The sequence below is a fragment of the Carboxylicivirga sediminis genome (genome assembly GCF_018156225.1).
In the GTDB taxonomy this organism is placed as follows: domain Bacteria; phylum Bacteroidota; class Bacteroidia; order Bacteroidales; family Marinilabiliaceae; genus Carboxylicivirga; species Carboxylicivirga sediminis.
Genome location: NZ_JAGTAR010000005.1, coordinates 1 through 18134 on the forward strand (window position 1 = coordinate 1; position 18134 = coordinate 18134).

Genomic DNA, 18134 nt, shown 5'->3' on the forward strand with positions numbered 1-18134 from the left:
ACATCAGCCGGGTCGATGGTTAAGGTAGCACCTGTTTCACCTCCAATTACAACTCCGCCTTTTGTCCAGGTATAAGTAGTATAGGTTCCTGAACCTCCTGATGCATTAGCACTAATCACTAAACTTCCTCCATCGCAAACCGGCGCATTGTAGGATGGTGCTACAACTGGATTTCCTGAAACGGTAACACTTGTGGTAGATGAATTTACACAAGTAGTCACATCTTCAATTGTAAGTGTAAATATATGAGTACCTACGCCATAATCGCTTGAAGATAATGTTATATCTTGATTGGTACCAACCTCAGTACCACCTGCATTGGTCCAGGTATAACTGGCCATCCCATCCGGATCGGCATACAGCAGAATATCTTCTCCTAAACAAACATCGCCTCCATTGGAGGCAACAGGCACTGGTAAAGGATTAACTGTGACAGTAGATGTACCATTCATTACAGCGGCACATGTGCTTTCCGTACCATTAACAGCCTCTACCCGATAAGTCTCAGTTGCATTAACAATAAAACTAATTGGGCTTCCATTTCCATTTACCGGAAAGCCAATCGGATTATCACCGCTATCAAATAACTGATATTCCATGCCAGTTTCAGAGCCACTTAATGTAAGTGTAGCATCTTCTCCTGCGCATATATCAACTGTAGCAGGACTTAAATCAAAGGCAGTGGGTGTTTGATAAACATATGTATAATCCCACTCTGTATCAACAATAAACCCAAGGTTATTTTTTTGTATATATTCAAAGTAAATAGGAACGTTATAGTAGTCCGATGTTACCCTATCAGGATAAAACCTCAATACCGTACTTTGACCTGTTCCTACATATTCGGCCCAATCAGGGTGCTCTTCAGATGAACCAACGATGGTTGTAATTGTCCACTCTATAGTTACAGCATCGGCATCGACATTATCAGGTACGATATCAACAAAGCCAGCATCAGAGCAATACTTATCGCCTAAACTTGAAATAGGATTACCTGGACGAGCGCCTTTTAACACTGGCAGACCATAACTAACCCGCTTTTCTGTAAAATAATTCGTGGCCTGACGTAATTCTTTCTTAGATATATCCTGAGCGAAAGCACTAATATTCACCAGTGCAATAACCAGACTTACAAACCATCTAAACCTAAAAAGTAACATTCTTTTCATAAACTTTGAGTTTATTTCTGCCCCCAACTTCTCTACCCTTCTACACAGCATTAAAAATATAACATCGTTACCGAAACCCATTAAGAATCGACCGCAATCTTTTAATATTTTTATTAACAGCCCATAAATGCAGACTAATTCTAACTTTACAGACATATAACACCGTCTCATACAGAGCTAACAGCAACGTTCATTCTTAAACAATTACGTTTTTTACGTTAACACTGTACAGATGTTACGCCTTTAAAGGCATTATTTGGCTTTTTCTTCAGTTCAGTTTTCCATATTACATTCTATTCTCTTTTAGCGCCAATACCTAAACTGCTTAAAAGCTTAGGCTTCTCTTCGAGAGCAATACGAACCACCTTCACATAGTCACTTACATAACGCTGCATATTTACCAACTTCTTCTTCTTTAGGTCTGTCAAACGACGCACCTCGCCCTGAGCTTCCAGACATTTATCAGAAAGCTGCCCCAATTGCTTCAAACGCTCCTGCAACTCACGGATAGTTTCTGTACTAATATTATAAACGTTAAGCGCATTGAGCCAACTGGAATTATTCATCAGATTGGACACAAAAGCACTTATTTGAAACAGCAATTCATTATAGGTCCTTGCCCTAGAACCATTTAACATCAGAGCTTCAGCGGCCTTTAAATCTTCACTCAAAACTATTCGAGCAAGTTTAAGACAGCGCATATAATCCTTTTTGATACCTGCCAATAGCGCATTCTTATCTCGAAAGACAAGCCTTTTATGGCTTTTTGCTTGCTCAACGGCAGTGACAATGCCAGCCAACTCCCGATTAAGGTTATAAATATGGTTCAGTTCATCCTCACTATAACCAAATTGAGTGACAGTATTCTTAACCGACTGCTGATTCAGACTATTGTAAAGCAAAAGCTCTACTCCAGATTGATAGTTTGCTATGCTATTTTTTGTATAATGCATATTCTAACTATTTTAACTTATCTATTTGTTAATAATAGAAGTCAAATTATATAATATCATATAAATGTTTTAAATTATTTTTTAATTATGCAAATTATTTTAACTCTAATTTATAATTTCATTTTTCTATTTTATAAATGTATCTACACAACTAATTATATCATTATTCAAAATTTACCTTAGATAACTATTCATATACGGTAGATTATTACATTATTCATTTAGGTATAATTTAATTTAAAAAAGACTTCGTAGTTATTATAATAGGTTAATTCAAATTTAAAATTTTCTTCAACTATTACTTATTATCGAATCACTCCATCTTGAAAATAGAATATACAATTAGCAAGTCACTAGTTACATCAAGGTTTAAACCGCAATTGAAGCTAGAGAAGATTGACGATGATGAGATTACATCAAATAAAAAGCCTGCTTGCAATACAAACAGGCCTTACCGAAATTAGCTGGCAATTATTTCCAACCAAGACATTAAAAAAAAGCCGCCTGAAACCAAATTCAGACGGCTAATATTATTATCTACTATATAACTCTCTAAATAATCACCATGGTCGCCCCATAACCATATTCCTGAAAAGAGGCATCCTGAAATGCATGTTTTTTATACTGACGTTCGAGCAGTTTGCGCAGTTCACTCTTAAGCTTGCCATTGCCAACACCATGAATAAAAACAATTTTTTTACCACGATTCTGCTTATTATGATCCATCACTTGCTTAAACTTATCTAATTGTATCGTAATTATCTCCCCTTTACTCAGACCTGCTATGGAATCAATCAGCTCATCAATATGTAAATCCACTTCAAGCATTTTATCGTCATCGCGCCTTTTGATCTTCTTTCGTACGGGTTGATGATCTTTTTCCTTTCTGGCTTTCTTTATTTCACGTTCACTCAAGGCCTCTATCTTACGTTCCAGATCACCTTTTATCACTGGTAGCAAAACGGCCTTTTCGTGATAATAGGCATTATCAGCAAAAACATTATCCTTTAAAAATCGTGGTGCTTTAATTTTCAAAACTTCAGCAATCGGTGCTATATTTTTATATGTTTTTCCTTTCTTAAACAGTATAAGATTAACATGCCATTGACGATCATCCAGCTGCATCACTGCCAACTTATCAAGCGCTACTTTTGTATTTGGCTCCACCTCTCCGTGATAGAACAAATCAAGGCTGCCATCTTTACGAAGATTGCTAATTGTATAAAACACGAAGTAATTGCTATCATTTACAGCTTGGATTCGCAAATCACCAGATGCCTGGCCCGGCTTATCGCCTTGCAAGAAGGCTATATAGAATTGTGGTGCTGAATCATCACCCACCTCTTCAATGTATTCATACTCCTCTACTTCTTCCGCAACCGCACTAGCTGCTACATTACTATCGCTTTTGGGTGGCTCTTCTTTAATAACAACACATTCACTGATAAGCACGGGTACCTCAAAGCCATCTTCATCTTCCACATACGCCAGCTTACCATCAACACGCACCACAACACCTCCACCACTTATATCTAAAAAGCGAACCACATCACCTGCCTTCACATTCATAATTTACCGATTTAAAAGTTTGATTTTTTTTGACAAATTATCTTAACAACTAACACCTGATTTGGTGCAGTCGCACAAAGTTAACTAAATTTGTCGCGCCAAAAATGCTGAATATGATTAAGCCGAATATATCTATAAGTGATTACACATACCATTTGCCCGACGAACGCATTGCCAAGTATCCGTTAAACAGCAGGGATGCATCAAAACTTCTTATCTATAAAAATAAGGAAATCAGGGAAGACTTATTCAAAAACATCACTGAAGAACTTCCACCTAAAGCACTGCTGGCGTTTAACAATACCAAAGTCATCAGAGCTCGATTACGTTTTCAGAAACATACCGGCGCTCAAATAGAAATATTCTGCCTGGAACCATTATTGCCTGCTGAAGTACAAATGTCCTTTGACAGCCGAACAGCAACAAGCTGGAAATGTATTGTGGGCAATGCACGTAAGTGGAAAAACGAACCATTGTCTCAATCATTTACAATTGACGGCCAAACAACACTGCTACAAATAGAAAAAGGCGAACGCATGGGCGATGCCTATTCAATTAAGTTTAGCTGGGATAACCCACAGATATCGTTTGCCGAAATAATTGAGCACATCGGTCTAACACCTATTCCTCCATATCTGAATCGTGAAACTGAAGACATTGATAAAGATCGCTATCAGACGGTTTATTCAGAGCACCAGGGTTCGGTTGCTGCACCAACTGCTGGTCTGCATTTCACGGAGGACATTCTTAAAATGCTCACCGATAATGGCCACTCGTTACTGAACGTAACCCTTCACGTTGGTGCAGGTACTTTTAAGCCAGTCAAATCGGAGGAAATTGCAGGCCATGAAATGCATACGGAACATTTCGTGATCGAAAGGGATGCGTTAGAAAGGCTTATCGCTAACGAACAACAGCTGATTGCCGTTGGCACTACATCGGTACGAACACTTGAGAGCCTCTATTGGTATGGCGTTCGTTTGCTAACCGGACATAGCATTACCAACGGCATTGAACAATGGGATCCGTATAACCTGAAGGTGAACTACACAACAAAGGAGGCGTTAGCTGCACTCCTCGAATATATGACCAACAACAACCTAGCCTATTTAGCTGGTAAAACAGCCATTATTATTGTGCCTGGTTATCGCTTTAAACTTATTAATGGCCTTGTAACTAATTTCCACCAGCCACAAAGCACCCTGCTACTGCTGATTGGAGCCATTGTTGGTCATCGGTGGAAAGATATTTATAATTATGCGCTCAATAATGATTTTCGTTTTCTCAGCTATGGAGACAGCTCACTATTGATGATCGAACAAGAGTAGACTAAAAAACAAAGGGCACTTTAAACGGCGCCCTATTTTTTACATTTCGCGTTTGGCAATCTCATCCTCCAGAATTTCTTCAATATCAGCCACACAGCTACCACATACAGTAGCCACATCCGTTTCATCCTGAAGATCTTCAAAAGAGGTGATATCCTTTTCTCTTATCACTTTTATAATATCAGCTTTTGTCAGCTGCATATGTCTGCAAACAAAATCATTATCATCAAACATGGTTGTTTCTTAAATTTTTAGATTAAATACTGCCAGGGATAATCCAAGGCTTTCTATTTATCTGAAATAACATCACTAATAGGAATTTGTTTCCATGCTTTCCCTTCAAAAACACTGAGGTATTCACATCCGGCCGATTTCAATCCAGCTGCCGCCTCGCTAAAACCTGAGCATAATTCAGAAGGATGATGTGCATCGACAGAAACAGTCAAAGGAATATCGAGTTCAACACAACGCTGAATAACATTTTCATTTGGAAACCAAGTATGGTATTTTCCCCGGTAGATACCTCTTGTATTCACTTCAACAATTACAGAAGATGCTGCAATTACCTGCAAGGTTTCTTCCATGGCATCTTTGTACCACGAGTCTGACTCGAAAAAATAGCCATTCTTGTTGTTCATGACAACTTTATCCATGTGCGCAATCACATCGGGCTGCTGTAACTGAACCATTTCTCTTATTTGCGCAAAATATTGTTCAACCGCTCTTCTGGCATCACCATCAAAACATTGCTCAATTCCTTTGTCATAGTTAGTTGATGGTCCGTCTAAAAACCACAAACCATCATGCTTAGCAGGATTAGTCACCAAATGAACCGAACCAATCAGGTAGTCCAACTGCCCTAGCTTACGCAATTCATTGAACGGAATGCTCCTTCCTTCTCCGATATAATCAGCTTCAAGCGAACGGTAAATCTTAATTTGATCCTTATACTTAATTTTACATCGCTCCACCTCTTTCACATACGCCGATAAATCCTCAAAACGCATAGCCCAGGCAGTTTCAAACATAACCGGGGCATGACTGGAAAAACCGAGTGATGATAAACCTTGTTCGATAGCGCTGATACACACCTCTTCAACACTAGCCTTACCATCACAAAAGGAAGAATGCGTATGATAACTGAAATATTTCATGCCAATAATTTTAAGGCTGACAAAAGTGTTAATAAATTCTTAAAATGACAATGACAGAACTCCCGCACCTATAGTAGAGTCTAAAACTAAGGGCATATAATTCGGATAGTCCTAAAATCCTGCTATTTTTGCTTACTCATCATTTGCGCATGGCTAAAACATATTGGTTTAATGTCAGAAAAAGAGAAGTTAAAGCTTAGTTAAAATGGCTATTGCTTAACAAAAATTAACGAACATCAAATATTTGAATAGCCCAATATTGTGTTTATTTGAAAGTAACGAGATAAATATTCAAAAAATATAAAAAAAACAGATAAATAAAATAATCATCATGGAACAATCCGTAGACATTAAAGCGATAAACGAACGCATTAAAGAAGAAAGCTCTTTTGTTGACTTGTTAACAATGGAAATGAACAAGGTTATTGTTGGGCAGAAGCACCTTGTCGAAGGTCTTTTAATTGGCTTATTATCTGATGGCCATATTCTTTTGGAAGGTGTTCCCGGATTGGCAAAGACACTTGCTATTAACACATTGGCAACTATTGTTGACGCTAAGTTCTCGCGAATTCAGTTTACACCTGACCTGTTGCCTGCCGACTTATTAGGTACAATGATTTACAGCCAGAAAAAAGAAGAGTTCATTGTTAAGCAAGGACCAATCTTCACCAACTTTGTATTGGCTGATGAGATTAACCGTGCCCCTGCTAAAGTGCAAAGTGCTTTATTAGAAGCCATGCAGGAACGCCAGGTGACCATTGGTGAAACCACCTACCCGCTAGACGAACCATTTTTGGTGATGGCCACACAAAACCCTATTGAGCAAGAAGGTACTTACCCATTGCCCGAAGCACAGGTTGACCGTTTTATGCTTAAGCTGGTGCTTGACTATCCTAAGAAAGATGAGGAGCAGATGATCATCCGTCATAACCTGGCTAAAACATTCCCAAAAGCATCAACCATCCTGAAGCCTGAGGATATCATCAGAGCGCGCCAGGTGGTTAAAGATGTTTACATGGACGAGAAGATCGAAAAGTACATTGTTGATATCACTTTTGCTACGCGTTACCCTGAGCAATATGGATTGGAGAAATTTAAGGACATGATTTCGTATGGTGCTTCACCTCGTGCAAGTATCAGTTTATCTATGGCCTCAAAAGCCTATGCTTTTATTAAGCGCCGCGGCTATGTGATTCCGGAAGATGTGCGTGCTATCTGTCACGATGTATTACGTCACCGTATTGGCTTATCGTACGAAGCCGAAGCCAATAACATCACATCAGAAGAAATTATCAGCGAAATATTGAATCAGGTTGAAGTACCATAGCGATAGCAGCTGCTACTAGCCATTAGCTAATAGCTTCCTATGATTACGAAACATTTTGTTTAACTTCTAAACGAGTTTAGATTGGAAGCAACTGATTTATTAAAGAAAGTACGCCAGATAGAGATTAAAACCAGGGGTTTATCGGCCAATATTTTTGCCGGCGAATACCACTCGGCATTTAAGGGCCGCGGTATGACCTTTAGTGAAGTGCGTGAATACCAATATGGCGATGACATACGTAACATTGACTGGAACGTAACTGCCCGCTTCAATCATCCATATATCAAGGTGTTTGAAGAAGAGCGAGAGCTGACCGTTTTACTGATGATTGATGTTTCTGGCTCGCGCGAGTTTGGCACCTCATTCAAATACAAAAAGAATATCATAACCGAGATGGCCGCTGTGCTGGCTTTCTCGGCGATCCAGAATAACGATAAGATTGGGGTCATCTTTTTTAGCGACCGGATAGAGAAATTCATTCCGCCTAAGAAGGGCCGAAAGCACATACTGCATATCATTCGCGAGTTTATCACCTTTACACCTGAGCACCGCGAAACCAACATCTCGGAAGCACTAAAATATCTGACCAACGCCATTAAAAAGCGTTGCACGGCATTTATTATTTCTGATTTTATTGATGATGATTTTGAGGATGCCCTTAAGATTGCCAATCAAAAGCACGATGTAGTAGCCCTAAAGGTGTATGATAAGCGGGAAACAGAAATACCATCCATCGGCATGATTAAGCTGAAAGATGCCGAAACCGGTCAATACCATTGGGCAGACACATCTAATAGAGCCGTAAGAGAGGCCTACAGTAAATGGTGGCGCGAAACCGATGAGACCACCCGCAGGCTTTTCAGCAAGTGCGGTGTCGATAATGTGTCGGTTCGTACCGATGACGACTATGTAAAAGCGCTGATATCGTTATTTAAAAAACGTATATAAATGAATCGTATAAAAAAACATATATCTCGTGTATTAGTATCTTTTCTGATTCTTTTACCCGGAGTTGTGCATAACGCAAGTGCTCAGAATGTATCTGTTTCAGCAGAAATGGATTCAACTGTCATATTTATTGGTGGGCAAATTGACTTGAAATTGCAATTGAGCCAGCCTGATAATATGGAGTTGAACTTCCCGCTATTAACCGATACCATTACAAAGAATATTGAGATAGTCAGGGCAAGTCAGATTGATACCTTAAACAAAGAGAACGGTCGTTATTTGATTGAACAGAGTTTAAGAATTACATCTTTTGATAGTGGGTTACACTATATTCCACCCATTGTATTTGAGGAAGCCAGCCAAAAATTGGGTAAGGCTATTCAGACCGAACCAATGGCATTAATGGTAGTTAATCCGTTTGATGAAGTGGATCCGCAAAAAGGTATTGTAGATATTAAACAACCCATGCAGGCACCATTCCATCTGTCGGAATTGTACAAATACCTGCCATGGGTGCTGGGCATTATTCTACTTGCCGGCATAGTAACATTTATTATACTCAGATATTTTGGCAAAGAAGTGCCGGTTAAGATTTTTGCTAAACCTGCACCAGTGATTCCTCCCCATGTTAAGGCATTGGAGGCGCTGGATAAAATTAAGCAGGAGAAGCTTTGGCAACACAATCGCATCAAAGAATATTACTCCGGGGTATCTGATACATTGCGGCATTATATAGAAGAGCGCTTTGAAATAAGAGCCATGGAGCAAACTACCGATGAAATAATGGACTCGTTCAAAGGCATTGATTTCAGAGATGGCAAATCAATTGATAACCTCAGACAAATATTAATTACTTCGGACTTGGTGAAGTTTGCCAAGCACGAGCCTTTGCCAGATGAAAATGACTTAAGCATGATCAATGCCTTCTTTTTTGTGAATCAAACAAAACTGGAAGAAATAAAGTCACTGGAAGAAGAGAAAGAGGCAATGCTTAATAAGGAAAATGAAGTGCTTAATGTATCAAACAGTAGTGAGCGATGATGAATAATATAACATTTACACAACCTTACTTTTTTTGGTTACTGCTGATTGTACCTGCCTATATAGCCTGGTACGTTTGGAAGCAAAAGGGCATGCAGGCCTCGCTTAAAATTTCAACACTGAGAGGATTTGCAAAGGCCCCCACCTCCAATAAAGTATATTTACGTCATTTGCTGTTTGTCTTTCGTGTCCTTAGCATCATTCTTTTAATCTTTGTTCTGGCTCGTCCGCAATCGAGCAACAGTTTCAGAAACGAGATTACTGAGGGGATTGACATTATGATGGCCCTGGACATATCAGGTAGTATGTTGGCTGAAGATTTTAAACCCAATCGCCTGGAAGCAGCCAAGGAGGTAGCTGCAGAATTTATTAAAGGACGTCCGAATGATAAAATTGGATTGGTGATATATGCCGCTGAAAGTTTTACCCAGTGCCCGCTGACAACGGACCACAATGTACTCCAGAACCTGTTTAGGGATATCAACATGGGTGATTTGGAGGACGGTACTGCTATTGGCATGGGATTGGCAACAGCTGTGCAGCGCATCAAAGATAGCGAAGCGAAAAGCAAGGTGATCATATTAGTTTCGGATGGTGAGAACAATCGTGGAGAAATTGCTCCGATGACCGCAGCCGAAATAGCAAAAACCTTTGGTATTAGAGTATATACTATCGGTGTTGGCACCAACGGCATGGCGCCCTTCCCCATGCAAACCGTTTTTGGTAAGCAATATCAGCAAATGGAAGTTAAGATCGATGAAGAGTTATTGCAAGGCATAGCTGATTTAACTGACGGCAGATATTTCAGAGCTACCGACAAGCAAAAACTAGATGAAATATACAAGGAGATTGACCTATTGGAGAAGACAAGAATAGAAGTACGCGAGTATACGAAACGTAAAGAGGAATACTGGTGGTTCGCAGCCTTTGCCGGTTTATTTCTTATGTTGGAGATATTTATGCGTAGCACCGTTTTCAGAAATCTACCTTAATAATTAAACAAGCAACAGCCTCAATAATGAAAGTTATTCAGGCGCCACTAACGACTGTAAAGAACAAGATAAAATGAATATATTCAGGTTTGAACATCCGGATGCGCTCTATTTACTCTTGCTGATTCCTGCCCTGGCCTTTATCCATTTGTACCTGGCTAAAAGACGCAGAAAGGCACTAGAGGAATTTGGTAATGTAGAGCTACTTAATGATCTGATGCCAAATGTGTCCTTTAAGCGTCCTACGGTTAAGTTTTATATTCTGCTGCTGGCCTTCATTATGCTCATCATAACCATTGCAGGACCACAGTATGGTAGTAAACTGCAAACCGTCAAACGAAAAGGTATTGAATTGATTGTAGCCCTGGATGTATCCAATAGTATGATGGCACAGGATATAGAGCCCAATCGACTGGAGCGGGCTAAAAGAGCGATATCCCGACTCATTGATAAACTGCAGAACGACAGAGTTGGTTTTATTGTCTTTGCTGGTGAGGCATACGTTCAATTACCAATCACCACAGACTATGCATCAGCGAAGATGTTTCTGAATTCTATAAACACTGATGTAGTTGGTACACAAGGCACCGCAATTGGCTCCGCCATCAATAAAGGTATCAGCTCGTTTACAACTCAGGAAGACATCAACAGGGCCATCATTGTAATAACCGATGGTGAGAACCACGAGGATGATCCGGTGGCAGCTGCTAAAATGGCGGCCGATAAAGGGATAAAAATATATACTGTTGGGATGGGTTTACCTAAGGGAGCACCTATACCTGTTGCTGAAGGGCGCAGTAACGACTTTATGAAAGACAAAGATGGGAATGTGGTCATCTCAAAACTGGATGAAGAAACGCTTCAAAAAGTAGCCATTACAGGCAATGGTGCATATATTCCCGCCAATAATATTCGCAATGGCATTAACAACCTGGTAGATGAGTTAAGCCAGTTAGAAAAATCGGAACTGGAAGCCAAGGTGTATACCGATTATGACGATCAGTTTCAGTATTTTGCCGCCTTTGCCTTATTACTGATTATTCTTGAATTTATTATTCTAGAAAGGAAGAACAGACGTTTAAAGCACATCAATATATTTGAGGTAAAAGATAACAAAGAGTAAAGATTAACGGGTATGATGAATTTAAAATATATCACATTAATAGCTATTCTGCTTCTTGGGGTCTTTAACCTGAAAGCGCAGGATGAGCGCAAGTTTATCAGAAGTGGTAACTCTCATTTTTCCGACTCGGCCTTTCTCGAATCGGAAATTGAATACCGCAAAGCACTTGATAAAACAGATAATTCCTTCGAAGCCCAATTTAATTTGGGTGATGCATTATATAAGCAGGAAAAATTTAATGAAGCATTGGACCAGTTTCAGATTTTAGCAGGTACCGAGCAAGAGCCTGAAAAACTGGCACAGGTGTACCACAACATGGGTAACAGCTACTTTGCCATGCAAAAACTACAGGAAAGCCTGGAAGCATATAAAAATGCGTTGCGCAACAACCCTGAGGACCATGATAGCCGCTACAACCTGATTGCTGTTCAGAAGTTGCTGGATCAACAGCAGCAAAACCAAGATCAGCAAGATCAGCAAGACCAACAGGACCAGCAGGAGCAGGATCAACAGCAACAGCAGGATCAGCAACAAGACCAACAGCAACAAGACCAGCAACAGCAAGATCAACAGCAGCAGCAACAGCAGCAGCAAAATCAGCAGAACCAGCAACAGCCTTCTGAGCAGATGTCGAAAGAGGATGCACAGCGTTTACTCAATGCCATCCAGCAGGATGAAAATGAATTGCAAAAAAAACTGCGTAAAGCCAAAGCTGGACAACGAACAAAAACAGAAAAAAATTGGTAGAAGTACTATTTTTGCACAAAACACTCTAAAATATGCGACTCACAATTCTTTCCATAGTACTATTCATCACTGCCTGCATTTCTGCCAACGCGCAGGAAATAAGCTTTACAGCCCGTGCACAGTCAGCAGTAGTAGTTGGAGATAAGTTTCAATTAGTTTACACACTTAACAAAGAAGGTAGTGATATACGCCTCCCCTCATTACAGGATTTCCAAATATTGATGGGCCCCAGCACTACATATTCAACCAGCACTTCCATCGTAAATGGGAAGGTATCGCGCGAAACATCGTATACCTATACATTTATTTTAAAAGCGCTTAATGAAGGTCAATTTACCATTCCTCCTGCCACCATTAAAGTAGATGATGAAAAGGTGAGCTCCAATGCTGTTAGCATTAAGGTGGTGAAAGGCGATGCGCAGGCTCAACAAGAAAATCAAAGTAGTGCAACTGCTGGCTCAGCACCTTCCGATGATGACCTGTTTATTACGGTTACCCCATCGAAAACAAACCTTTACCAGGGTGAAGCAATGGTGTTAACCACTAAAATTTTTACCAAAGTACAACTCGAAGGCCTATCGGACATCAAGCAGCCTGAGTTGGCCTCATTTATTACGCAAACACTTAAAGATCAGGATGGCATTAAGTGGACCATGGAAAATATCAATGGTAAAACCTATAATGTGGGGACATATGAACAAAAGCTATTGTTTCCGCAGAAATCAGGTAAGTTAACCATAGAGCCCACCGAGATAGAGTTTATGGTGCGTCAGCGAGTAGCACGCAGTCGTTCACGCAGTATTTTTGATGATTTCTTCGAATCAAATTACAGAACCGTCAAAAAAAGAGTCAAATCGAAACCTATATCGATTAATGTAAAACCGTTGCCATCTGGAAGACCTGCCGGTTATTCTGGCGGTGTTGGGCAGTTGAGCATGCAGGCCAGTGTTAACAAAAATGATGTGGCCGTCAACGACGGTATCACGCTCAAAGTAGTCATAAGCGGAACCGGTAATCACAAGTTCATAGAAGATCCGGCGATTCAGTTTCCGGCTGATTTTGATGACTTTGATGCTAAAATATCAAACAGCATTAGTAATACAGCCCGCGGTATGAAAGGATCAAAAACCTATGAATACCTGATGATACCACGTCATGCCGGCACCTTTACAATACCATCCATTCAGTTTGCCTACTTCGATCCGGCCAAAGGCCAATACCAGTCAATGGAATCGGGCCCAATCAGTATTAATGTTGCCAAAGGAGAAGGTGATGAAACAAGCACTTCGGGTGTTGTAAGATCAAATGTGACAAAAGAGAATGTGAAATTCATTGGCAAGGATATCAGATTTATTAAAACCGGCAAAACACAACTAAAACCAACTGGCACATTCTTTATCGGAAGCCTTACGTATTACCTGGCTTTATTGATACCATTATCATTATTTGTGTTGCTGTTTATCATTAACCAGAAGCGTTTAAAAGAGAATGCCAATGCGTCGTTAATGAAAACAAAGAAAGCCAACAAGATAGCCAAGAAACGCCTGAAAAAGTCGGCACATTTCCTTAAAACAGGTGAAAAAGAAGCCTTCTACGAAGAGGTGCTTCGTGCACTTTGGGGTTACTTAAGCGACAAATTAACCCTGCCATTAAGTGAATTGTCGAAAGATAATGCTGGTGAATTACTTCAGCAATCCAATGTGTCGGACGAAGTCATTTCTGATATGATGAATATTCTGGATACCTGCGAATTTGCGCGCTATGCACCAGCATCTGGCACCGGAGAAATGGATAAACTTTACAAACATACAATTGCAACTATCAGCCAGCTTGAAAACCAAATAAAACGTTAATGATGAAGCAATTAATTATACTATTCGTTTTTTGCCTTGCTACAGGAATAGCTAATGGCCAGGACGACCGTTTTGAGGAAGGCAACACACAATACAGCAATGGTGACTTTCAATCGGCCATTGATACTTACAAAGGTATTTTGTCTACGGGCGTTGAAAGTGGCGACTTGTATTTTAACCTCGGTAATGCCTTTTATAAAAATGGTGAATTAGCCAGCGCCATTCTTAACTACGAACGTGCTTTGCTATTAAAACCACACGACAAGGATATAAAGTACAATCTGGAGCTTGCCTATTCTCAAACCACTGATAAGATAGAGTCGGTTGATGAATTCTTCTTAAGCAAGTGGGTGGCAGATTTCAGGAATAAGACAACATCAGACACCTGGGCCTTTATTGGCCTAGCTTGTTTTATGCTGACCCTGGTCATGGCTGCTCTTTTCTTCTTTTCAAATTCGGTTCTATTAAAGAAAGCCGGATTTTACCTGGGAGTTGGCTTACTATTGGGCACATTGGTCACTTTATCATTTAGTTATCGTCAGAAAACGAAACTGGTGGTGCGCAACCATGCCATTGTATTCAACCCTTCACTAACAGTTAAAAGTTCACCAGATGCCAGTGGTACTGAAATATTTATTTTACACGAAGGCACTAAAGTAGAGATCATCAGTACTCTTGGGCAGTGGAAAGAAATACAGATTGCTGATGGTACTGTTGGTTGGGTTGAAGAAAGCTCAATCACCGTGATCTAGAGCTAGTTTTTACCGCATAAAAAAAGCTCCCTGTCCGTTGACAAGGAGCTTTTTTATTATAAACACCCAAACTACTGATTGGCTCATCTTCATTATTGTTCTGAAGCGCCAATCAAATATATTTTATATATCATCTTGATTAGCAATCAAGTATTTGTCAATCACATACCATGCATATATCAAAGTTATGGCTGCACCAATTATTTCTATCGCAATCATTATTGTTATTTGATAATGTCTATTTCAATTGCCTTGCCAAAAACTGCATTACACTGTATTTGTGTACTTTAACAAAATACTCACAAATTACACTATCCATATATTGGAATTATATGTATTATATGGAAAAGCAAAGCGGTCATCCTTCCCACAAGAAGAATGACCGCTTAAATTTAAGTTTATGGTTGCTATTTTTATAGGATGATTTTTCTACCGAAAAGCTGATTGTTCTTAGATAGAATCAAGTAGTAAGGTGCCTCTTCCTTTTTTAAGTCCAATTCTTCTTTTAATGGTCCTGCCTTGATATCCGCCTTTTCCTTCACCTTATCCCCTTCCTGATTAAATAATTCAAGCAGGTAATCACCATCTGGTAATTCACATTCAATATGCATTAATGTCTGAAGCTTTTCATTCTCCATAATTTTTTCAATTTTTACTTTCACATCTTTCAGATCTAAAGGCTCAGAAGTCAGCTTTTTTGACGAAATGCCTACTTTCTTTAAAAAAGGGATGTCTTCCATTGGAATAGACTCCACTTTGACCGTCATATGGTGTGTGTGCTTTTCTTTCCAGTGCATGGGCATCTTTTCATCATCCGTGGCAATGACAATTGTTTTAACTCCGGATTCCCCATCTACTTCACAATCAATCTCTTTTTGAATAATTTTTACAACATCGCCATCCTCACTGATAAACTCATTAATATCAAAATCCCCTTCTTTCTCCCTCAAAAACATGATATGATTTCGGTGCATCTCTTCCATATTCTCCAGCTCAATGCCCTTCTCTTTCAGCATTTTCTCAATTTCAATATGCATCTTCTCCATATCTCCGTCAAATTCAAAGTGAAAATCATTTAGCGAATCCATGGTAAAAGCCATCACCTTCATATGCTTGTCAATCTCTTCCCTGTTAGCATCCATGATGCTGTCCATATTTATCACTGTTGTTTCGCCTCCCGATTGTATTACAAATACATCATGTGTGAAAGTGGTATCCATGTCAACTACCTTCTTACCATCGCTGCCCACCACTTTTACTTTGACCCGGTTTTCCTTTTTTGTTTGTGCTGTCGCCTGATAGCTTACACCACCAATAAGCAGTCCTATCAGTGCCAACCATAGAGCATTCTTTCGTTTTTTCATAGCTTCCGCGTTATTTGTTAGTATTATTTTCTGAACAATTAGAATAATTTATCCTGTACACTTATTCAATGTCAAATGTATGAATGAACTGATTATTTGCGGGTTAAGGCGCGGTTAAAAAGAGTTAAGGAAAGGTTAATGTATAAGTACACTTTTACTCAAACACTTATCTTTACGCTATAATTAAGTCATTTATGAAACGTAAATCAATACAGGGACTAATACTTTTAATGAGCCTTTCGCTATTGGGTATTATTGCCGCTCAGTATTTATGGATACAACAGTCGGTAAATGTGCAGCGTGAGAAATTTCAGGCAGCAGTTTACAGGTCGCTTGACAATGCAGTCCAAAGAATGGAAAAAGAGCAAAGTGCTGATTATATCTTTCGCGAGTTTTTTCACCAGCCAAGTTCAAAATCAAGAACAAGTTACCGTCAAGATAATAATGGCAATGTGTCTATCATCAGACAAAAAAGCACCAGCTCTGTCAAACCTAACATTGTTTATCAGAAAAAAGACACCGTTATTACACAAGGAGGCACACGCATAGAAGTGCATACCGAGGTTAATGGCAACCAAACCGATCATCAGGTATGGATTAATGCATCAGGTGAAGCTGTTGACTTGCTCGAACTGGAAGAACAGATGGTTCATATCGAAGACTCTATTGAAGTGGTGATCAGCGCTATGGAAGAGCGTAATCAGGAGATTAAAGAAGTGTTTAATCAGATGAAACGCGAAATTGAAGCACGCCATAATCCACTACAGGCACGCATTGATCTTGAGCACCTCAACGATGTTCTGACACAGGAACTGGCTCAAAACGGCATAGATACGAAATTTGAATTTGGCATATTCAATCAGTATACGCGGCAACTCTCCAATTACAAAACCACTAATTTTGATATTTCAAAAGCCAATAGTTACCATCCATTTCAAATTAACCTGTTTCCGCGAGATATCTTCAGAGGCATCACACCCTATGAATTGGTGGTCTATTTTCCCGACGCGGCATCGTACCTGGTGAAAACAATTGGCTGGATGGTATCGCTATCCGCCATATTTACACTGTTCATTCTCATTACCTTTTTCATCACGATGCGGACAATATTAACGCAAAAAAAGGTATCGCAGATAAAAACAGACTTTATCAATAACATGACCCATGAGTTCAAAACGCCTATTGCTACCATTAGCCTGGCTACCGACAGTATTTTAACCCCAACCATCATTAATAACGAAGAGCATATCAAAGGCTTCTTAAAAATTATTAAAGAAGAAAACAGTCGGATGAACAGTCATGTGGAACGTGTGCTGCAGATGTCACAAATTGAGAAGAAAGATTTCTCAGTTGTAAAAGCATCGCACGATATTCATGAACTTATTTTGCGCGCCGTTGATAACATGCAGCTTTTAGCTAATGAAACCAATGGTAAAATTAGCACCTCATTAAAAGCTGAGTTAAGCGTATTTTTAGTAGATGAAATACATTTTACCAATGTTATTGTAAATTTACTGGAAAATGCACTGAAGTATGCAAAAGAACAACCATTGGTAACACTTTCGACCATTAATAATAACAATGGCATTGTAATAAAGATAGCCGATAATGGCATTGGTATGACGCGTGAACAGCAAAACAAAATTTTTGAAAAATTCTACCGTGCTGCGGGTGGCAATGTGCATAATGTTAAAGGCTTTGGACTGGGCCTAAGCTATGTTAAGGCGGTAATTGACGCTCACCATGGTTCAATAAGTGTAAAAAGTAAAATAAGCGTTGGAACTGAGTTTAGTATTCAACTACCTTACAAATAA

16 protein-coding genes are annotated in these 18134 nt (G+C 39.5%); 10 read left to right on the plus strand and 6 right to left on the minus strand.

Annotation, left to right across the window (positions count from 1 at the left end; translation table 11 throughout):
- From KDU71_RS04655 to KDU71_RS04665, 3 genes are all read right to left on the minus strand, one after another.
- The coding region (locus KDU71_RS04655; RefSeq protein WP_212188749.1) for an Ig-like domain-containing protein at positions 1-1169 on the minus strand (1169 nt) is incomplete at its 3' end.
- 293 nt (positions 1170-1462) lie between these two features.
- Positions 1463-2122, minus strand: a complete 660-nt coding sequence (locus KDU71_RS04660; protein WP_212188750.1) for a hypothetical protein — start codon at positions 2120-2122, stop codon at positions 1463-1465.
- Positions 2123-2674: 552 nt separating this feature from the next.
- Positions 2675-3691: a Smr/MutS family protein gene (locus tag KDU71_RS04665; RefSeq protein ID WP_212188751.1), complete on the minus strand. Its 1017-nt coding sequence runs from the start codon at positions 3689-3691 to the stop codon at positions 2675-2677.
- Between the two features lie 113 nt (positions 3692-3804).
- On the opposite strand from KDU71_RS04665, the gene KDU71_RS04670 reads away from it, so the two are divergent.
- The gene (locus KDU71_RS04670; RefSeq protein WP_212188752.1) at positions 3805-5019 is read left to right on the plus strand and encodes an S-adenosylmethionine:tRNA ribosyltransferase-isomerase; all 1215 of its coding nucleotides are present in this window, start codon (positions 3805-3807) and stop codon (positions 5017-5019) included.
- A 39-nt stretch (positions 5020-5058) separates the two neighbouring features.
- Here the strand turns inward: KDU71_RS04670 and KDU71_RS04675 are convergent, their stop codons facing one another.
- Positions 5059-5253, minus strand: a complete 195-nt coding sequence (locus tag KDU71_RS04675) for a (2Fe-2S)-binding protein (protein WP_212188753.1) — start codon at positions 5251-5253, stop codon at positions 5059-5061.
- A 53-nt stretch (positions 5254-5306) separates the two neighbouring features.
- Positions 5307-6173 carry a histidinol-phosphatase gene (locus tag KDU71_RS04680; RefSeq protein ID WP_212188754.1) on the minus strand — a complete coding sequence of 289 codons (867 nt, stop codon included), beginning with the start codon at positions 6171-6173 and terminating at the stop codon, positions 5307-5309.
- A gap of 331 nt (positions 6174-6504) precedes the next feature.
- Here KDU71_RS04680 and KDU71_RS04685 point away from each other — a divergent pair, with 331 nt between their 5' ends.
- The 8 genes from KDU71_RS04685 to KDU71_RS04720 all read left to right on the plus strand — a co-directional run bounded on the left by KDU71_RS04685 (position 6505) and on the right by KDU71_RS04720 (position 14956).
- On the plus strand, positions 6505-7500 hold the full coding sequence (locus KDU71_RS04685; protein WP_212188755.1) for an AAA family ATPase: 996 nt from the start codon (positions 6505-6507) through the stop codon (positions 7498-7500).
- A gap of 81 nt (positions 7501-7581) precedes the next feature.
- Complete coding sequence (locus KDU71_RS04690; protein ID WP_212188756.1) at positions 7582-8448, plus strand: DUF58 domain-containing protein; 867 nt, start codon at positions 7582-7584, stop codon at positions 8446-8448.
- Positions 8449-9489 (plus strand): hypothetical protein, encoded by a 1041-nt coding sequence (locus KDU71_RS04695; RefSeq protein ID WP_212188757.1) that lies wholly within the window; start codon positions 8449-8451, stop codon positions 9487-9489. It abuts the gene before it with no gap.
- Positions 9486-10481 carry a vWA domain-containing protein gene (locus KDU71_RS04700; protein WP_244828179.1) on the plus strand — a complete coding sequence of 332 codons (996 nt, stop codon included), beginning with the start codon at positions 9486-9488 and terminating at the stop codon, positions 10479-10481. The genes KDU71_RS04695 and KDU71_RS04700 overlap by 4 nt, the downstream gene beginning before the upstream one ends.
- Positions 10482-10554: 73 nt before the next feature.
- The gene (locus KDU71_RS04705) at positions 10555-11604 is read left to right on the plus strand and encodes a VWA domain-containing protein (protein WP_244828188.1); all 1050 of its coding nucleotides are present in this window, start codon (positions 10555-10557) and stop codon (positions 11602-11604) included.
- Between the two features lie 12 nt (positions 11605-11616).
- Positions 11617-12351 carry a tetratricopeptide repeat protein gene (locus KDU71_RS04710; RefSeq protein WP_244828190.1) on the plus strand — a complete coding sequence of 245 codons (735 nt, stop codon included), beginning with the start codon at positions 11617-11619 and terminating at the stop codon, positions 12349-12351.
- Positions 12352-12383: 32 nt separating this feature from the next.
- Positions 12384-14204: a BatD family protein gene (locus KDU71_RS04715; RefSeq protein WP_212188758.1), complete on the plus strand. Its 1821-nt coding sequence runs from the start codon at positions 12384-12386 to the stop codon at positions 14202-14204.
- The gene (locus KDU71_RS04720) at positions 14204-14956 is read left to right on the plus strand and encodes a tetratricopeptide repeat protein (protein WP_212188759.1); all 753 of its coding nucleotides are present in this window, start codon (positions 14204-14206) and stop codon (positions 14954-14956) included. The genes KDU71_RS04715 and KDU71_RS04720 overlap by 1 nt, the downstream gene beginning before the upstream one ends.
- 413 nt (positions 14957-15369) lie before the next feature.
- On the opposite strand, the gene KDU71_RS04725 is transcribed toward KDU71_RS04720, so the two are convergent.
- Positions 15370-16320, minus strand: coding sequence for a hypothetical protein (locus tag KDU71_RS04725; protein WP_212188760.1), 951 nt, complete (start codon positions 16318-16320; stop codon positions 15370-15372).
- Positions 16321-16514: 194 nt separating this feature from the next.
- Here KDU71_RS04725 and KDU71_RS04730 point away from each other — a divergent pair, with 194 nt between their 5' ends.
- Entirely contained in the window at positions 16515-18134 is a 1620-nt protein-coding gene (locus KDU71_RS04730) for a sensor histidine kinase (RefSeq protein ID WP_212188761.1), read from the plus strand.